This window comes from Massilia pinisoli (assembly GCF_024753285.1).
Classification (GTDB): Bacteria; Pseudomonadota; Gammaproteobacteria; order Burkholderiales; family Burkholderiaceae_D; genus Telluria; species Telluria pinisoli.
Map to the genome: position 1 here is coordinate 1 of NZ_JANUGW010000039.1, position 15,973 is coordinate 15,973.

Sequence of the window (15,973 nt, forward strand, 5' to 3'; positions counted from 1 at the left end):
GCACACGCTGCGCCGGACCGACGGCACGGGTAACGCCGTCCACGCGGGGATACGCGCCATAAAAATACTCCGCGTCGGTGCCGGCGGCGTTGAACGCGTGGAGTCATTGAGTCCGGGGGACTCAATGACGAGTCCGGGGGACTCAATGACGAGCCGTCCACCCTACCGACCGCGAACGATTAATAAATCTCGGGATCCGGATCCGTGCGCTCCAGCTCCAGCGACGCCGCCAGCAACGCGAGCCGCGCCACGACGCCGTACACGTAGAACCGGTTCGGCGCCGCCGTCCCCGGCTTGGCCTTCAGGTCGGGCACGGCATGCTGTTGCGCGAACGCGAGCGGCACGTATTGCGAGCCCGGCGCGTTCAGGTTCTGGTCGACGCCCCGCTCCGCGTGCACGCGGTAGAAGCCGCCGACGACGTAGCGGTCGATCATGTACACGACCGGCTCCGCCACCGCGTCGTTGATCGACTCGAACGTGGGCACGCCTTCCTGGATCATCACGTCCGTGACGGTGACGCCATCCTTGATGACGGACATCTTGTTGCGCTGCTTGCGGTTCAGGTCCTTGACCTCGCTCGCATCCTTGACGGTCATGATGCCCATGCCGTAGGTACCCGCATCCGGCTTGACGATGACGAAGGGTTTTTGATCCTTCATCCCGTATTCCTTGTACTTCTTCTTGATCTTCGACAGCAGCGCCGACACGTTATCGGCCAGGCACTCCATGCCGACGTCTTCCTGGAAATTGACCTCGCCGCATTTGCTGTGCAGCGGGTTCACGAGCCACGGGTCGATGTCGATCAGCTTGCCGAACTTCTTGGCGACTTCGTCGAACGCCTTGAAGTGATTGCTCTTGCGGCGCACGGCCCAGCCGGCGTGCAGAGGCGGCAGCAGCGACTGCTCGTGCACGTTTTCCAGGATGCTGGGGATGCCGGCGGACAGGTCGTTGTTCAGCAGGATCGTGCACGGGTCGAAGTCGGCCAGGCCCACGCGGCGGCCGTTCGGCGAGCGCACCAGGGGTTCGACGACGAGCATGTTCCCGTCCGGGAGGGCAAGCGGCGTCGGCTCCGTCACCTCGGGCGACAGCGAACCCAGGCGCACGTGCAGGCCCGTCTGGCGGAAGATCTGCATCAGGCGCTGCACGTTCTGCAGATAGTACGGATTGCGCGTATGGCTTTCCGGGATCAAGAGGAGGTTGCGGGCGTCCGGGCAGTATTTGTCGATCGCGGCCATGGCGGCCTGCACCGTCAACGGCAGCATTTCCGTCGACAGGTTGTTGAAGCCGCCCGGGAACAGGTTCGTGTCCACCGGCGCCAGCTTGTAGCCCGCGTTGCGCAGGTCCACGGAGCAGTAGAACGGCGGCGTATGCTCCTGCCACTCGAGGCGGAACCAGCGTTCGATCGCGGGCGTGGCTTCGAGGATCTTCTTTTCCAGGTCCAGCAGGGGACCGGTCACGGCAGTGGCAAGGTGGGGAACCATAAAAATGACGTCCTTCGGGCTTCTTGGCGATATGGTAAGCCGAGATTGGGGTGAACCGTCATTTTTTAAAGACCTATATTCATTTAAGAAATAAAAAAAGCGCCCCGGAGGGCGCTTTCTGCGAGCTTATCAATTCGACAATCAGGAGTGATATGCCTGCTCGCCGTGGCTCGTGATGTCCAGGCCTTCGCGCTCTTCTTCCTCGGGGACGCGCAGACCGACGATGACGTCGACGATCTTGTACGCGACGAACGAGACGACAGCCGACCACACGATGGTGGTGCCGATGGCTTCCGCCTGCACGAGCACCTGGTGGCCGATCGAGTACGGATCGGCGGACATCTTGTTGGTGACGTAGTCGAAGATGCCCTGGCCGCCCAGCTGCGGTGCCGCGAACACGCCGGTCAGCAGCGCGCCCAGGATACCGCCCACGCCGTGCACGCCGAACACGTCCAGCGAGTCGTCGGCGCCGATCATGCGCTTCAGGCCGTTCACGCCCCACAGGCAGACGATGCCGGCGACGAGACCGATGATCAGTGCACCCATCGGACCGACGAAGCCGCAGGCCGGGGTGATGGCGACGAGACCGGCGACGGCACCCGAGGCGCCACCCAGCATCGACGGCTTGCCCTTGGTGATCCACTCGCCGAAGACCCACGACACGGTCGCGGCGGCGGTTGCCAGCAGGGTGTTGACGAAGGCCAGAGCAGCCACGTCGCCCGCTTCCAGTGCCGAGCCGGCGTTGAAGCCGAACCAGCCCACCCACAGCAGCGACGCGCCGATCATGGTCATCGTCAGCGAGTGCGGGGCCATCGATTCACGGCCGTAGCCGACGCGCTTGCCCATCAGGACTGCACCGACGAGGCCGGCGATTGCGGCGTTGATGTGCACCACGGTGCCGCCCGCGAAGTCGAGGGCGCCCTTCTGGAACAGCCAGCCGGCCTTGGCGGTCTCGGCGTCGGCGGTGGCTGCCGTGATGGCGTCCGGACCGGTCCAGAACCAGACCATGTGGGCGACCGGCAGGTAGCCGAACGTGAACCACAGCACGATGAACAGCAGCACGGCCGAGAAGCGTGCGCGCTCCGCGAAGGCGCCGATGATCAGGCCGCAGGTGATGGCCGCGAACGTGCCCTGGAACGCCACGTACACAAATTCAGGGATGACGACGCCTTTGCTGAACGTGGCCGCCGTCGAGAACGAGGCCTTGACCGGATCCCAGATCCCGTTCAGGAACAGGCGGTCGAAGCCACCGATGAACGCGGTCTTCTCCGTGAACGCCAGCGAGTAGCCGTACAGGCACCACAGGACGATGATGACGGCAAAGATCATGAACACCTGCAGCAGGATCGACAGCATGTTCTTGGAACGGACCAGGCCGCCGTAGAACAGGGCCAAGCCCGGGATCGTCATCATGATCACCAGCAGCGTGGAGACCATCATCCAGGCGGTATCGCCCTTCTGCGGGGTAGGTGCGGCAGCCGGTGCTGCGGCAGCCGGTGCTGCGGCAGCCGGTGCTGCGGCAGCCGGAGCCGGCGCGGCAGCACCGGCCGGAGCAGCAGCGGCCGGGGCCGCGGCAGGAGCAGCAGCGGCCGGGGCCGCGGCAGGAGCAGCAGCGGCATCGGCAGCCGGTGCGCTGGCAGCCGGGGCTGCGGCGGCAGCCGCCGGTTTTGCAGCGTCCTGGGCCAGGGCGGGAGCCGATGCGGCCAGCGCCAGGGCGACGGAGACGCCTGCGATCAGTTTCGTGATGGAGTGGATCATCGGGTTCCCCTTACAGCGCTTCGTTGCCGGTTTCACCGGTACGGATACGAACGACTTGCTCCAGATTGGAGACGAAAATTTTGCCGTCACCGATCTTGCCGGTGCGGGCGGCGGTCTGGATGGTGTCGATCACCTGGTCGACGATCGCATCGTCCACCGCTGCCTCGATCTTGGTCTTCGGCAGGAAGTCGACGACGTATTCCGCACCGCGATACAGCTCGGTATGGCCCTTCTGGCGACCGAAACCCTTCACTTCGGTCACCGTGATGCCCTGGACGTTGATTTCCGACAGGGCTTCACGTACCTCGTCCAGCTTGAAGGGTTTGATGATGGCGGTAATCATTTTCATACGATTGCCTCTTCAGAAAGTTTTTGAAACGGTGAGCAGTGCCGCGGACTTGCCCAGGTTTTCCGCGGACGGGCTCCGATAGGCACTGGTGTCGGCCTTGATATAGGCCAGGGCTACCGAGCAGACACCCAGATCCTTGGTCACGCCGATCTTGTAGTCCGAGTAGGACAGCGAACCGTTGTGGCGCACGTTCTGGCGGCCGGCGTGCAGGTTCAGCGTGAAGCCGTTGGAGATGTCGACGTTGGCGCCGACGTCCAGATAGCCGCTGCCCTTGCTGTCCGCGGTGCCGAACAGGTTGGTCAGCGAATGCGAGTACTTGATGTAGGCCGGGCCGTAGCCGAGCTGGCCGTACAGTTCGAACGTGTTGGCGTTCGGATGCAGGCCATTGCTCGGGTAGAAGTAGTACAGGCCGCCGACGTCGTACGAGATGTCGGAAGTGATGTTGCCGCGCTTGCCGCCGTAGATATCCCATTCGACGTCGCCGCTGCCGCCCGCGTCCTTGGTCCACTTGATGGTGGACAGCCAGGTGCCTGCATACAGGCCGGTCGGGTTGTGCGTGTAATCGGCACCGCCCTGCAGCGCCGGGTCGAGACGGGACTGGGAAATGCCGCGGTAACGGTAATCGCTCGTAACGGCCAGGTTGTAGCTCACTTCGTTGTCCGGCTTCTGCTCCTCGGCGCCGGCCAGCCCGATACCGAGGCTCCACAGACTTGCTGCCAGTACTGCAACGTGGGGCCAATTGCTGTTACGACGCTTCATAGACACTCCCTTGGTAGTTGAACATGTTATTGAGTTGCGGTTTACAATCCGAGGTTGCGACCTCGTTATGGTTGATGGTTAGTTAGCAGGATGCGTGCCATCCCATCCGAGCCGGGTGCCGGCTTGTTTTTCTGCCTAAACACCCCCACTTTTTTGGTTTCAAAAAGTAAACGGGACCAGGACGCGTGCTCCGCAACGGTGCACGCACCAATTCGGGTATGTACGCACCATCCGGGTGCGCAACAACCACTCAGGGAATAGTGCGAAATGAATAATTTTTTTAATGATTTGCAGGACAAGATCAACCAGGCATTCGAAAGCTCGCCCGCCAAGGACATCGAGCGCAACGTGAAGGCTATGATGACCCAGGGCTTTTCGAAGCTGGACCTGGTGACGCGCGAGGAATTCGACGTGCAGGCCCAGGTGCTGGCGAAGACGCGCGCCAAGCTCGAGGCGCTCGAACTGCGCGTGGCGGAACTGGAAGCGAAACTGGCGGCCGAGACCAAGGCCTGAGCCGGCGGGCGCCTTGCGCGCCCATCTGATGGTTGATGCCCTCCGGCGTCCCTGGCGGACGCCGTGCGGCGCCCGGACTGAGCGTGCCCCGCCGCCGGGCACGCATCCGGGACCGCCCCTCCTTAGCTCAATGTCCCGACGGCGCGTCCGGCGTGCTGGCCGTGTGGAACACGCCCGGGTTCGGGTCGCCCGTCACGTACAGGAAGCCGGCCAGGCCTTTTTCCATCCGCGACAAAGCGTGGTCGACCAGCACGTAGCGTCCCGGCACGTCGACCTTGAATTCGACCACGGTGGCGCCGCCCGGTGCGACGGTCGTCGTCTGCACGTTGCGCAGCGGCGGCGAGACGAGGTCGCCCAGGTTGTAGACGCGGTCGAAGATCTCGCCGATGACGTGGAAGCTCGACGTGAAGTTCGGCCCGCCCACGCCGAAATAGATACGCACCGTTTCACCCACTTTTGCCTCCATACGGTGCGTTTTGGTCAACGCGGTGTGGTTACCGTTGAACATCAGGTGCTCGGGCTGCTCGGCCAGCAGCTTTTCCAGCGAAAACTCGTTTTCCCCCGTCGAGCCGTGGCGCTGGGCCGTGTACAACTCGCCCTGCATCACGTAAAACTCGCGATCCACCTTGGGCAGACCGCCTTCCGGCTCGACGAGGATCAGCCCGTACATGCCGTTCGAGATGTGCTGTGCGACCATCGGCGTGGCGCAGTGGTACACGTACAAGCCGGGGTTCATCGCCTTGAACGTGAAGCCCTTGGTACTGCCCGGCGCCGCCTGCGTGACGGCCGCGCCGCCGCCGGGCCCGGTGACGGCATGGAAGTCGACGGAGTGGATCATGTGGCTGTCCTTCGCATTGGACAGGTCGACGTCCACCGTGTCGCCCACGCGCACGCGGATGAACGGGCCCGGCACCTTGCCGTTGAAGGTCCAGTACTTGTACGTGGCGCCGTCCGTCAGCTGGCCCGTGACCTCGGTGGTCTCGAGCGACACCTTCAAGTGCTGCGGCACGCGCCTGCCGATGGGCGGCGGCAGGTCGTGCGGATCGCGCGACACGTCCGCGGCCTTCGGCCCGGTGTCGGCGGGCGTGTCGCCCACGACGATCTTGCCGATCATGCCCGCCTGCACGTGGCCGGGCAAGGAACAGATGTACTCGAACACACCCTTCTTGTTGGCGCGGAAGACGATGGACGTGCTGGCGCCCTTGTCGTTGAGCTGGTTCGACTTGACGCCGAAATCGGCCACGGTGAGGTCATGCGTGGCGCCGTCGCCATTGACGAGGTTGATCTGCACGACGGCCCCGACGGGCACGTTCAGCGTGGGATTGGCCTTGCCCGCGATCGGGCCGGCGTCGCCCATGAAGACGAGTTTGCCGTCGGCGATGTCGGTGCGCAGGGTGAACGTGACGTCCGCCACGTTTTGCACGGCCGCGCCGTGCGTATGGTCATGCTGGGCATAGGCGGGGGCCAGCAAAGTCATGCCAAGCACGAGCGCCGCAATCAGCGCCGGAAGAGTTTTGCGTTTCATTTTTTTTACCTCGATCATTGTTTTGGACTTGGTGCGAAAAAATCTTACGTTCCGCCCTTCCATTCCTCGCATGAAGCAGATCAAGCATTTCGAAAGCGCCACAGAAAAGTCCTCGCCATAAACAACGGAAATGACATTTGCCGGAATCTTGATCTGGTTCATACGAAACGCATGCGCGCCGAACCTATGCTTGGTTCAGCACACGACGTTTGAATATCGATGAGGAAAAAATGAAAACGCATTCGCTGGTCCTGGCCGCCGCAGTCGCCACCCTCTTCCCCGCCCTGGCAACGGCCAGCTGCGGGGCCGCTTTCTGCACCGTGAACACGAACTGGACGACGCAAAGCGCGCTGACGGCACCGGAGCCATCGTTCGACGTCCACTACGAATACATCGACCAGGACCAGCCGATGACGGGCGGCGACAAGGTCGCCGTCGGCCAGATCCCGCACCACCACGACGAAGTCAGCACAGTGAACCGCAATCTCGTCGCCACCTACAGCCGCGGTTTCGGCAACGGCTGGGGCCTGGCCGTGAGCGCACCGGTGTTCGAACGCGATCACCGCCACGTCCACAACCACCACGGCGAACAGATTGGCGAATCATGGACGTTCACCGAACTGGGCGACGTCCGCATCACGGGCCGCTACCAGCTGGGCTCGGGCGGCGACCTGCTCAATCCGGCCGAGGGCGGCGTGACGTTCGGGTTGAAGCTGCCCACCGGACGCTTCACGGTCGCGAACGACGAGAACGAGCGGGCCGAACGCAGCCTGCAGCCGGGCACCGGGACGACCGACCTGGTCCTCGGCGCCTATTACCACCAGCGCCTCAATGCCAGCGATGCCGCGTGGTTCGCGCAAGCCCAGTACCAGCATGCGGTCAACAGCCGCGACGGCTACAAGCCGGGTGCGCAGTTCGGTGCCGATGCCGGTGTCCGCAAAGGCTTCGGCCAGGGCTTCGGCGCCCTGCTGCAACTGAATTACGTGCACAAGAGCGCCGACAGCGGCAGCGCGGCCGAACCGGCTGACAGCGGCGGCCATTATCTGTACCTGAGTCCCGGATTGTCGTATGCGATCAACGGCAAACTGCAGGTCTACGGCTTCGTCCAGCAGCCGCTCGTGCGCCACGTGACCGGCGTCCAGCTCACCGCCGATCGCGCCTTCCTCGTCGGGCTGTCCGGCCAGCTGTAGGTTCAGTGTGCGCCGGCGCGCGCCAACAGCCGCCAGATGCCGTACAGCGCCGCGCCGCCAAGGCTGACGGCAAACACGCTGGCCACCACATACCCGATCGGATCGTGCAACCCAAAGGTGTCCGCGGCGAACACGAGGGCGCACGCCAGTGCCGCTTGCGCAATCCATACGCCGCGCAACGGGCGGAACGCGCCCAGGTCCCCGCGCTGCCACAAGCGCAGCGCCACATAGGTCACGGGGCCGCACAGCAGGCAGAAAAGGACCGCGAGGACGAGCAGGGCAAGAATCAGTCGGGGCATGGCGCTATCGTTCGGTGCCGGCCGGGCGGCCGGGCCCGCTACATTACCAGAGTGCGCGTCTTTCGAAAAAGTTCGGCAGGCACGACTGTCCCCTCTCAACGGGCGTTTCTGCCGTCTGCCTAAGATGAGGCCTCGTCCAGCGCTGAAGGAATCCGATTGAGCCTCGCCGTCCTACGAAGCCGCGCCCTCGCGGGCATGGAAGCGCCTGCCGTCAGTGTGGAAGTCCACCTGGCCAACGGTTTACCGTGCATGAACATCGTCGGCCTCGCCGATGCCGAGGTGCGCGAGTCGAAAGACCGCGTGCGCGCGGCGCTGCAGAATTCCGGCTTCGACGTGCCGAGCCGGCGCATCACCATCAACCTTGCGCCGGCCGAACTGCCGAAGGAATCGGGCCGCTTCGATTTGCCGATCGCGCTGGGCATCCTGGCCGCGTCGGACCAGATTCCCGCCGCCGCACTGGACGGCTATGAATTCGCCGGCGAGCTGTCGCTGTCGGGCGAATTGCGCCCCGTGCGCGGTGCGCTGGCGATGAGCTTCGCGATGCTGCGCCAGGGTGCGCACGACGGCGGGCCGGGCCGCGCGTTCGTGCTGCCGTGGGCCAACGCCGACGAGGCGGCGCTCGTGGCGGACGCCGCCATCTATCCGGCGCGCTCGCTGCTGGAGGTGTGCGCGCACTTCGCCGCGAAGGCAGACGATGCGCGGCTCGCGCGCTACCGGCCCGCGGCATCCGACGCGCCGCCCGTGTATCCGGACTTCGCGGACGTCAAAGGCCAGCCGCAGGTCAAGCGGGCGCTCGAAGTCGCGGCCGCGGGTCTGCATTCCGTGCTGTTGATCGGGCCGCCAGGCGCGGGCAAGAGCATGTTGGCGTCGCGCTTTCCCGGGCTGCTGCCGCCCATGCGCGAAGAAGAAGCGCTGGAGACGGCCGCGCTGCAGTCGCTGGCCGGCAGCTTCGCCATCGAGCGCTGGCGCCGGCGACCGTTCCGCAACCCGCACCACACGAGTTCCGGCGTCGCCCTCGTGGGCGGCGGGCCCGTGCCGCGGCCGGGCGAGATCTCGCTGGCCCACCACGGCGTGCTGTTCCTCGACGAGTTGCCGGAATTCGACCGCAAGGTGCTGGAAGTGCTGCGCGAACCGCTGGAAACGGGAGAGATCACGATCTCGCGCGCCGCGCGCCAGGCCGACTTTCCCGCCAATTTCCAGCTGATCGCGGCGATGAACCCGTGCCCATGCGGCTGGCTGGGCCACCCGTCCGGCAAATGCCGCTGCACGCCGGAAGCCGTGCAGCGCTACCAGGACCGCATTTCCGGTCCCCTGCTCGACCGCATCGACATCCAGGTCCCGGTGGCGGCGATGACGCCGGACGCGATGGCGCAGCTGGCCGATGGCGAACCGAGCGCCGCCGTGGCGGCCCGCGTCGCGCACGCGCACGCACGCCAGCTGGAACGCCAGGGCAAGGCCAACCGCAAGTTGACGACGCGCGAGATCGACCTGCATTGCCGCCTCGACGGCAGCGCGACACGGCTGCTGGGCGACGCGATGCGGCACCTGCACTGGTCGGCACGCGCGTACCACCGCGTGCTGAAGGTGGCCCGCACGATCGCCGACCTGGCCGAGGCGGATGCCGTGCGCGCCGCGCACGTCGCCGAAGCGATCCAGTACCGGCGCGGGCTGCGCGATCAATAGGAGAGAAACATGACAGGCATCACGGCGACACGACGCGACGGACGGCACCGCCAGCCGCCGGGCCGGGCGTCACCCGTCACGCAGGAATCAGGCGAGCCCTGTCGACGCCTGCTCGCGCGCCGCGCGCTTGATGGCCTGCGGCGGCTGGCCGAACGCGCGCAGGAAGGCGCGGCGCATGCGTTCCGGATCGGAAAAGCCCGTCTCGCGCGCCACGACGTCGATCGAATGGTTGCTGCCCTCGATCATCGCGCGCGCCGCTTCCACGCGCAGCACCTCGATCGCGCGCGCCGGCGACTGTCCCGTCTCGATGCGGAACGTGCGGCTGAACTGGCGCGTGCTCAGGTTTGCCGCTTCCGCGAGCTCGTCGACGGACAGCGGCTTGCGCAGGTGGCGCTTCGCGTACGACAGCGCCTGCTGGATGCGGTCCGACTTCGGTTCCAGTTCCAGCAGCGCCGAGAACTGCGACTGGCCGCCGCTGCGGCGGTGGTAGACGACCAGCTTGCGGGCGATGTTGCGCGACAGCTCGATGCCGTGGTCGCTCTCGACGAGCGCCAGGCACAGGTCCGCGCACGCCGTCATGCCGGCCGACGTCCAGACGTTGCCGTCGTTGATGAAGATGCGGTCTTCCTCGACGCGCACCTTCGGATACATACGCTGCAGGTCGCGCGCCACCGACCAGTGCGTCGTCGCACGCTTGCCGTCCAGCAGACCCGCCTCCGCCAGCAGGAAGGCGCCCGTGCAGATGCTGCCCACGCGGCGCGATTGCACGCCGGCCTGGCGCAGGATCTCGACGAAACCCGGCGACGACGGCCGGCGCGGCACCATCTGCCCAGCCACCAGCAGCGTGTCGTAGTCGTAACGCGTGACGGCCTCCGTCAACACGTTTATGCCCGAAGAGCTGGTCATGGCCCCGCCATGTTCGGACAGGATCGAGACTTCGTAGCAAGGTTCATCGCACAGCGCGTTGGCAAATTCATACACCGTCGTCGCCATGAGATCCAATGCCTGGAAGCCGGGGGGCAGCAAGAGTCCGATTCTGCGTTTCATGTTGTCCTCAGTGTTCATTTGGCTGCCGAGTGGCTCAATCCACAGCGTGTGCTGCAGTGCATGATGATAATCATACGACACCCGCGCGCTCCCGGCCAAAAGCAACTGACAAAGTAGATAGGCAATTAGCGAAGTGTGCGTACACACTAATTGGCCGTAACGGAGGGATGCTCGTACAATGAGACAAATCTATTTGTTCGACCATCGATCTAAAAATTAAGGCAATGTGCCGCTGCGGGCGCGCCCGGTGCCAAAAGATCGCAAGCGACCCTGTTTCGCCGCCGGGCAAGCCCTGTTACCATGCCGTCATGACAACACGACTTTTTGCCGCCGCCGCGCTGTGCCTGCTGTTCGCGGGCTGTTCTCCCAAGTACAACTGGCGCGACTATGCGAGCCTGACCGCGTCCTACCACGTCACCTTCCCCTCGAAGCCGAGCACGGTAACGCGCACCATCGACCTGGACGGCATGCAGGTGTCGCTGACGATGACGGCGGCCGAGGTCGATGGCGCGACGTTCGCCGTCGGCTCGGCCGAGGCGCCGGACGCCGCGCGCGCCCAGGCCGCGCTGGAAGCGATGCAGGTCGCGCTGGTGCGCAACATCAACGCCACCGTCACGCACGAGAAGGTGACCGCTGGCGACGACCGTGCCACGCGCGACGTCGACGCGAAGGGGACCGACCGCGGCGCCCCCGTGCGTCTCGTCGGCCATTTCGAGTCGCGCGGCAAGAATTTCTACCAGGTGATCGTGCTCGGCAGGCCAAAGGCGCTGCCGGACGAGCAAGTCGAACAATTCCTCACGTCCTTCAAACTGCCCTGACATGCATACCGACTCTCCCGCGCTGCGCATCGCCGCGCTGCGTAAATCGTTCGGCCGCCCGGCCGTCGACGGCCTCGACCTCACGGTCCGGCGCGGCGAACTGTACGCGCTATTGGGCCCGAACGGCGCCGGCAAGACGACGACCTTGCGCATGGTCACAGGCCTGCTGGCACCGGACACGGGCACCGTCGAAGTGCTCGGCATCGACATCGCGCGCGACCCTGCCGGCGCCAAGCGCGGCATGGCCTACCTGCCGGACGACCCGCTGCTGTACGGGAAGCTGAAGCCCACCGAATATCTGGAATTCGTCGCGGGCCTGTGGGGCATCCGCGCCGAGGACGCCGAGCCGCGCGCGCGCCATCTGCTCGACTGGCTCGACCTCACGCCGCACGCGCACGAGCTGACCGAAGGTTTTTCGCGCGGGATGAAGCAGAAGCTGGCACTGGCCGGTGCGCTGATCCACGAGCCCGAGCTCTTGATCCTGGACGAACCGCTGACCGGCCTGGACGCCGCCGCCGCGCGCCAGGTGAAGGATTTGCTCGTGTCGCACGTCGAAAAAGGCGGCACGGTGATCTTGACCACGCACATCCTCGAGGTGGCGGAACGCCTGGCCCAGCGCATCGGCATCATCCGCCAGGGTCGCCTGATCGCCGAGGGCACGCTGGCCGAGCTGCGCGCACGCACGCATGGCGGCAGCCTGGAAGACGTGTTCCTGCACCTCACGGAAGGACAGCCCGGATGAGTGCCGCGCCGGGAAGCACGCTCTGGCTGCTGCGTCACGAATTGCGGCTGGCCTGGCACGGCGCGGCGCTGAACAAGAACCGCACGCGCCGTCCGGGTGGAGCAACCATCGCCGTCTGGGTCGTGGGCTGGCTCGCGCTGCACGTCGTCGCCTTCCTGCTGATGCGCGAGCTGGATCGCGACGGCATGGACGCCGCGTACCTCGCCATTCCCATCACGGTCATGGTGGTCACCTGCGCGACCTTCATGCTGTCCAGCGCGTTGCGGAGCGCCGTGCTCGCCCTGTTCGAGCGCGGGGACCTCGACCTGCTGCTATCGTCGCCGCTGCCGTCGCGCAGCATCTTCGCCGTGCGCCTGCTCGGCATCGCCGCCTCCGTCGCGACGCCTTACGTGTTCCTGGCCGGCCCGTTCGCCAACGCCGCGCTGCTGGTCGGCCATCCGGGTTGGCTCGGCCTGTACGTGATGATCGGCGCCTGCGCGATGGTGATGGCCTGCGCGGGCATGCTGCTGACGCTGGCCCTCGTGCGCGTGCTGGGCGCACGCCGCACGCGCGTCGTGGCGCAGGTCGTGGCGGCCGTCGCGGGCGCGCTGCTGTTCCTGCTGTCGCAAGCGTATAACCTGACGCGCCACGACGGCAGTGCCGGCCCCGGCATCCTGGCCTATCTCGCCAGCCACCGCGCGTTCGGCACGGACAGCGCGTTGTGGCTGCCCGGCCATGCCGTCCTCGGCGCCCCGCTGCCGCTGCTGGCGGCCTTGCTGCTCGCAGGGCTCGCGTTCGCGCTCACGGTAGGCCGCACGCACGGCTTCTTCGTCCACGGCCTGCAGCAGGCCGCCGGCACCGGCCGCGCCCGCGCCCGTCCGGGCGGCGCGTTGCGCTTCCGTTTCCGCCGCAGCCTGTTCGACACGATCGTCATCAAGGAATGGCGGCTGATCGCCCGCGATCCGAATCTGATCGCGCAGGTGCTGCTGCAGCTGATCTATCTCGTGCCGCTGTTGCTACCTGTGCTGCGCGACGGCAGAACGGGTCCCGCGATCGGCGCCGGCCTCACGCTGCTGTGCAGTTCGCTGGCGGGCAGCCTCACGTGGATCGTCGTCCTCGCGGAAGATGCATCCGACCTGCTGCTGTCGGCGCCGGCGCCGCGGCGCACGATACAACTCGCCAAGCTGGCTGCGGCCACGATGCCTCCCCTGCTGCTCGTCGCGCTGCCGCTGTGCTGGCTGATCGTGCATGCGCCGCTGACGGGCCTGCTGTTCGCGTTCACCGTCTGCGCGGCCGTGTTGAGCGCGGGGCTCGTCGTGCTGTGGACCGGACGGCCGGCGCCGCGCAGCGATTTCAAGACGCGCGGCAAGGAAAACTTCCTGTGCTCGGTGCTGGAAATGGTCGGCAGCTTGTGCTGGGCCGGACTCGGCTGGCTGCTCACCTCACTGGCCACGCAAGGCGCGACCTGGATGGCGGTGGCCGCCGCAGTCGTGCTGGCGCTGGGACTGGGCGTGCTTTTGCTCGCCTGGCTGCTCCGGCGCCATCCTGTATGAGAGGTAATGCACCCTCCCCCGCTACTCGTGTTATCGTTTAGTCACTGGCGATTCAATGAGAAAACTATGCTGATTACCTTTAAATCCAAAGCCTACCCCAACGTCATGATGTACCAGGATCACGCGAAGCGGATCCTCGACCTGCTGCACAAGGACAGCGACCGCGGCGTCATCACGGCCGAGGAAGCCGGCCGTGCGGTCAAGCTGCTGGAAAACGAGATCGAGGAAAGCCGCAAGCACCAGCCGACAGACGAGATGGAACAGGACGTCATGGCGCACAACGGCGAAGAAGATACCGAGCACGAGCCGGTCGAGGTCGTGAGCTTTTCGACGCGCGCCTTCCCCCTGCTGGAAATGCTGCGCGCGGCGCGCGATCAGCAGACGGACGTGCTCTGGGGCGTCTGAGTCCCTGTTCAGTCAGGACGTTTCCCGCTCGAGCCCGGCCGCGGACGACGCGACGCGGCCCTTGCCCTTGCGTTTGGCTTCATACATCGCCTGGTCGGCGCGAGCCAGCAGGCGTGCGGCATCCTGCGGTTCGCGCGGCAACTGCAGGGCCACGCCGATGCTGACGCCCACCGTCACGCCGCCGCTGGGCAGCACATACGGGCGGGACAGTTGATCGAGCAGGATGTGCGCCTTGTCCTCGGCATCCCGCGCATCCTTCAGCAGTTCGAGCACCACCACGAATTCATCGCCCGCCAGGCGCGCGGCCACGTCGGTCTCGCGAATGCCGTCCAGCAGGCGCTTGCCGAAGCGTCGCAGCAACTCATCCCCTTCCTCGTGGCCGCGCGTGTCGTTGATCTGCTTGAATCCATCCATGTCGATGAACAGCACAGCGCACGGACGTTCCACGCGTGCCGCGCGCGACAGCGCCTCCGGCAACGCCTGCATCAACGCGCGGCGGTTCGGCAGGCCCGTCAGCACGTCGCGCATCAGCATCGCTTGCAGCTCGGCCGTGCGCGCGGCGACCGTATCCTCCAGCTGCGCATTCATCCGCTCCAGCGCTTCCCGGTGCGTGCGCTCGCTGGCGACGAGCTCGCGCAACGCTTCCGACAGCACCTGCGCTTCGTGGAAGCTGTTCACCTGCGGAATCAGGGCCGGCGTCGCGCGCGCGGGCGCGTGCGCGAGGTCTTCGATGGCGCCGCTCAGCGTCTTCAGCGGCTCGACGATACGGCGCGCCAGCAAGGCCGCGAGTGCAGCGAGCACGCCGGCCAGTCCGACACACAGCCATCGGGTACGGTGTTCGAGTTCATGCGCGGACGCGAGCGCCGCGGCCTCGGTCTGGCGTACGAGCACGGCCCAGCGCAGGCCCGTGCGGTCACGTCCCCCTCCCGTCCGGCTGTAGCCCGCCATGTACGTGTGGCCATCGGGCCAGCGCTCCTTCACAACGCCCGTCTCGCCTTCGAACGCGCGGCGCAGGCTTTCCGTGGCGATCGGTTTTTCCAGTAAATCTTCCGGCCCCAGCAGCACGACGCCATCGCTGCGGACGACGACGATCTCGGCGCCGGAGCCGCGCAGCGCCGGCGTCAGCAATTGTGCAGCCAGCGACCTTGCCCATGTCCAGCTCAGGTGGATGGCGAGGACGCCGCGCAACGTGCCATCAGCATCCCGGATCGGTCCCGCCACGTCGACGAAGCGCCACGGGTCCGGGGTACGCGGCAGCAGGCTGCCCAGCAGGGTCGCGGGATGGTAATCCTCGGCGATCACGTGCAATTGTCCGGCGTGGAACCAGGGCCGCGCCATGACGTCGCGATTTTCCAGCAAGCCGTTCGTCGCCGCGACCACCCGGCCGTCCGGCTTGGCGATGCCGATCCAGGCGTAGTCGGGGAAATCATGTTGAAAACTCTCGAGGACGCGCCGCGCCTCGGCCGGATCGCGGGCGTTGCGGACCTCCGACAGGGTCGACAGCACGGCGACGTCGCGCACCGTCTGGGCCAGTGTCCGGTCGAGCGCGTCGCGCATCTGCCAGGACAGCTGCTCGAGCCGCAATCCGGCCTCATCCGAGGCATGGCGGATCGCGAAATGGTCCACGAGGCTCAGTTGAAGAAACGCCGTGATCGCCACCGTCAGGCATGCAAGCGACACCATCCATGTCGCGAGGCGGACAGGCTTGGCGCGCTTGGCGCGGGTGTCGATGTCGCTGTCGGCGTCCATACGAGTTGCAAAAAATAAAGACTGAAATGCTACCGTAAATACTTGACGAGCTCCAAAGAAAAATCGGGGGACTGACGGATGAGGTAGAAAAAACGACACCGCGACAGGCGTTCTCCCGGCGCC

General features: G+C 65.8%; 15 protein-coding genes. 7 read left to right on the plus strand and 8 right to left on the minus strand.

Annotation, left to right across the window (positions count from 1 at the left end; translation table 11 throughout):
- Window positions 1-179: 179 nt before the first annotated feature.
- From gshA to NX784_RS28310, 4 genes are all read right to left on the minus strand, one after another.
- Window positions 180-1,481, minus strand: a complete 1,302-nt coding sequence (gene gshA, locus NX784_RS28295; RefSeq protein WP_025511598.1) for a glutamate--cysteine ligase — start codon at window positions 1,479-1,481, stop codon at window positions 180-182.
- A 141-nt stretch (window positions 1,482-1,622) separates the two neighbouring features.
- On the minus strand, window positions 1,623-3,239 hold the full coding sequence (locus tag NX784_RS28300) for an ammonium transporter (protein ID WP_307736199.1): 1,617 nt from the start codon (window positions 3,237-3,239) through the stop codon (window positions 1,623-1,625).
- 10 nt (window positions 3,240-3,249) lie between these two features.
- A complete protein-coding gene (locus tag NX784_RS28305) occupies window positions 3,250-3,588 on the minus strand; it encodes a P-II family nitrogen regulator (protein ID WP_166862551.1) in 339 nt (112 codons plus the stop codon).
- A gap of 12 nt (window positions 3,589-3,600) precedes the next feature.
- Window positions 3,601-4,347 (minus strand): TorF family putative porin, encoded by a 747-nt coding sequence (locus tag NX784_RS28310; RefSeq protein WP_258820011.1) that lies wholly within the window; start codon window positions 4,345-4,347, stop codon window positions 3,601-3,603.
- A gap of 267 nt (window positions 4,348-4,614) precedes the next feature.
- Between NX784_RS28310 and NX784_RS28315 the strand changes: the two genes are divergently transcribed.
- Complete coding sequence (locus NX784_RS28315; protein ID WP_258820012.1) at window positions 4,615-4,860, plus strand: accessory factor UbiK family protein; 246 nt, start codon at window positions 4,615-4,617, stop codon at window positions 4,858-4,860.
- A gap of 127 nt (window positions 4,861-4,987) precedes the next feature.
- Here the strand turns inward: NX784_RS28315 and nirK are convergent, their stop codons facing one another.
- Window positions 4,988-6,385, minus strand: a complete 1,398-nt coding sequence (gene nirK, locus NX784_RS28320; protein ID WP_258820013.1) for a copper-containing nitrite reductase — start codon at window positions 6,383-6,385, stop codon at window positions 4,988-4,990.
- A gap of 230 nt (window positions 6,386-6,615) precedes the next feature.
- Here nirK and NX784_RS28325 point away from each other — a divergent pair, with 230 nt between their 5' ends.
- Window positions 6,616-7,575: a transporter gene (locus NX784_RS28325; RefSeq protein WP_258820014.1), complete on the plus strand. Its 960-nt coding sequence runs from the start codon at window positions 6,616-6,618 to the stop codon at window positions 7,573-7,575.
- A gap of 2 nt (window positions 7,576-7,577) precedes the next feature.
- Here the strand turns inward: NX784_RS28325 and NX784_RS28330 are convergent, their stop codons facing one another.
- Window positions 7,578-7,874 (minus strand): hypothetical protein, encoded by a 297-nt coding sequence (locus NX784_RS28330; RefSeq protein WP_258820015.1) that lies wholly within the window; start codon window positions 7,872-7,874, stop codon window positions 7,578-7,580.
- Window positions 7,875-8,030: 156 nt separating this feature from the next.
- Between NX784_RS28330 and NX784_RS28335 the strand changes: the two genes are divergently transcribed.
- Window positions 8,031-9,557 (plus strand): YifB family Mg chelatase-like AAA ATPase, encoded by a 1,527-nt coding sequence (locus tag NX784_RS28335; RefSeq protein WP_258820016.1) that lies wholly within the window; start codon window positions 8,031-8,033, stop codon window positions 9,555-9,557.
- Window positions 9,558-9,644: 87 nt separating this feature from the next.
- On the opposite strand, the gene NX784_RS28340 is transcribed toward NX784_RS28335, so the two are convergent.
- On the minus strand, window positions 9,645-10,604 hold the full coding sequence (locus tag NX784_RS28340) for a GlxA family transcriptional regulator (protein ID WP_258820017.1): 960 nt from the start codon (window positions 10,602-10,604) through the stop codon (window positions 9,645-9,647).
- Between the two features lie 308 nt (window positions 10,605-10,912).
- Here NX784_RS28340 and NX784_RS28345 point away from each other — a divergent pair, with 308 nt between their 5' ends.
- The 4 genes from NX784_RS28345 (at window position 10,913) to NX784_RS28360 (ending at window position 14,101) form a co-directional block, all read left to right on the plus strand.
- Window positions 10,913-11,422 (plus strand): hypothetical protein, encoded by a 510-nt coding sequence (locus NX784_RS28345; protein ID WP_258820018.1) that lies wholly within the window; start codon window positions 10,913-10,915, stop codon window positions 11,420-11,422.
- A 1-nt stretch (window position 11,423) separates the two neighbouring features.
- Window positions 11,424-12,164: an ABC transporter ATP-binding protein gene (locus NX784_RS28350; RefSeq protein ID WP_258820019.1), complete on the plus strand. Its 741-nt coding sequence runs from the start codon at window positions 11,424-11,426 to the stop codon at window positions 12,162-12,164.
- On the plus strand, window positions 12,161-13,696 hold the full coding sequence (locus NX784_RS28355) for a hypothetical protein (protein WP_258820020.1): 1,536 nt from the start codon (window positions 12,161-12,163) through the stop codon (window positions 13,694-13,696). Before NX784_RS28350 ends, NX784_RS28355 begins: the two co-directional genes overlap by 4 nt.
- Before the next feature lie 66 nt (window positions 13,697-13,762).
- Window positions 13,763-14,101 carry a DUF1840 domain-containing protein gene (locus tag NX784_RS28360; protein ID WP_258820021.1) on the plus strand — a complete coding sequence of 113 codons (339 nt, stop codon included), beginning with the start codon at window positions 13,763-13,765 and terminating at the stop codon, window positions 14,099-14,101.
- 12 nt (window positions 14,102-14,113) lie between these two features.
- Here the strand turns inward: NX784_RS28360 and NX784_RS28365 are convergent, their stop codons facing one another.
- Window positions 14,114-15,850: a sensor domain-containing diguanylate cyclase gene (locus tag NX784_RS28365; RefSeq protein ID WP_258820022.1), complete on the minus strand. Its 1,737-nt coding sequence runs from the start codon at window positions 15,848-15,850 to the stop codon at window positions 14,114-14,116.
- Window positions 15,851-15,973 lie beyond the last annotated feature (123 nt).

Excerpts from the sequence above, each read along its gene's own strand:
- NX784_RS28315 (WP_258820012.1), top strand. The coding sequence starts at position 4,615 with ATGAATAATTTTTTTAATGATTTGCAGGACAAGATCAACCAGGCATTC.
- NX784_RS28350 (WP_258820019.1), top strand. The coding sequence starts at position 11,424 with ATGCATACCGACTCTCCCGCGCTGCGCATCGCCGCGCTGCGTAAATCG.
- NX784_RS28305 (WP_166862551.1), bottom strand. The coding sequence starts at position 3,588 with ATGAAAATGATTACCGCCATCATCAAACCCTTCAAGCTGGACGAGGTA.
- NX784_RS28330 (WP_258820015.1), bottom strand. The coding sequence starts at position 7,874 with ATGCCCCGACTGATTCTTGCCCTGCTCGTCCTCGCGGTCCTTTTCTGC.
- NX784_RS28310 (WP_258820011.1), bottom strand. The coding sequence starts at position 4,347 with ATGAAGCGTCGTAACAGCAATTGGCCCCACGTTGCAGTACTGGCAGCA.
- NX784_RS28325 (WP_258820014.1), top strand. The coding sequence starts at position 6,616 with ATGAAAACGCATTCGCTGGTCCTGGCCGCCGCAGTCGCCACCCTCTTC.
- nirK (WP_258820013.1), bottom strand. The coding sequence starts at position 6,385 with ATGAAACGCAAAACTCTTCCGGCGCTGATTGCGGCGCTCGTGCTTGGC.
- gshA (WP_025511598.1), bottom strand. The coding sequence starts at position 1,481 with ATGGTTCCCCACCTTGCCACTGCCGTGACCGGTCCCCTGCTGGACCTG.
- NX784_RS28300 (WP_307736199.1), bottom strand. The coding sequence starts at position 3,239 with ATGATCCACTCCATCACGAAACTGATCGCAGGCGTCTCCGTCGCCCTG.
- NX784_RS28365 (WP_258820022.1), bottom strand. The coding sequence starts at position 15,850 with ATGGACGCCGACAGCGACATCGACACCCGCGCCAAGCGCGCCAAGCCT.
- NX784_RS28360 (WP_258820021.1), top strand. The coding sequence starts at position 13,763 with ATGCTGATTACCTTTAAATCCAAAGCCTACCCCAACGTCATGATGTAC.
- NX784_RS28355 (WP_258820020.1), top strand. The coding sequence starts at position 12,161 with ATGAGTGCCGCGCCGGGAAGCACGCTCTGGCTGCTGCGTCACGAATTG.
- NX784_RS28345 (WP_258820018.1), top strand. The coding sequence starts at position 10,913 with ATGACAACACGACTTTTTGCCGCCGCCGCGCTGTGCCTGCTGTTCGCG.
- NX784_RS28340 (WP_258820017.1), bottom strand. The coding sequence starts at position 10,604 with ATGAAACGCAGAATCGGACTCTTGCTGCCCCCCGGCTTCCAGGCATTG.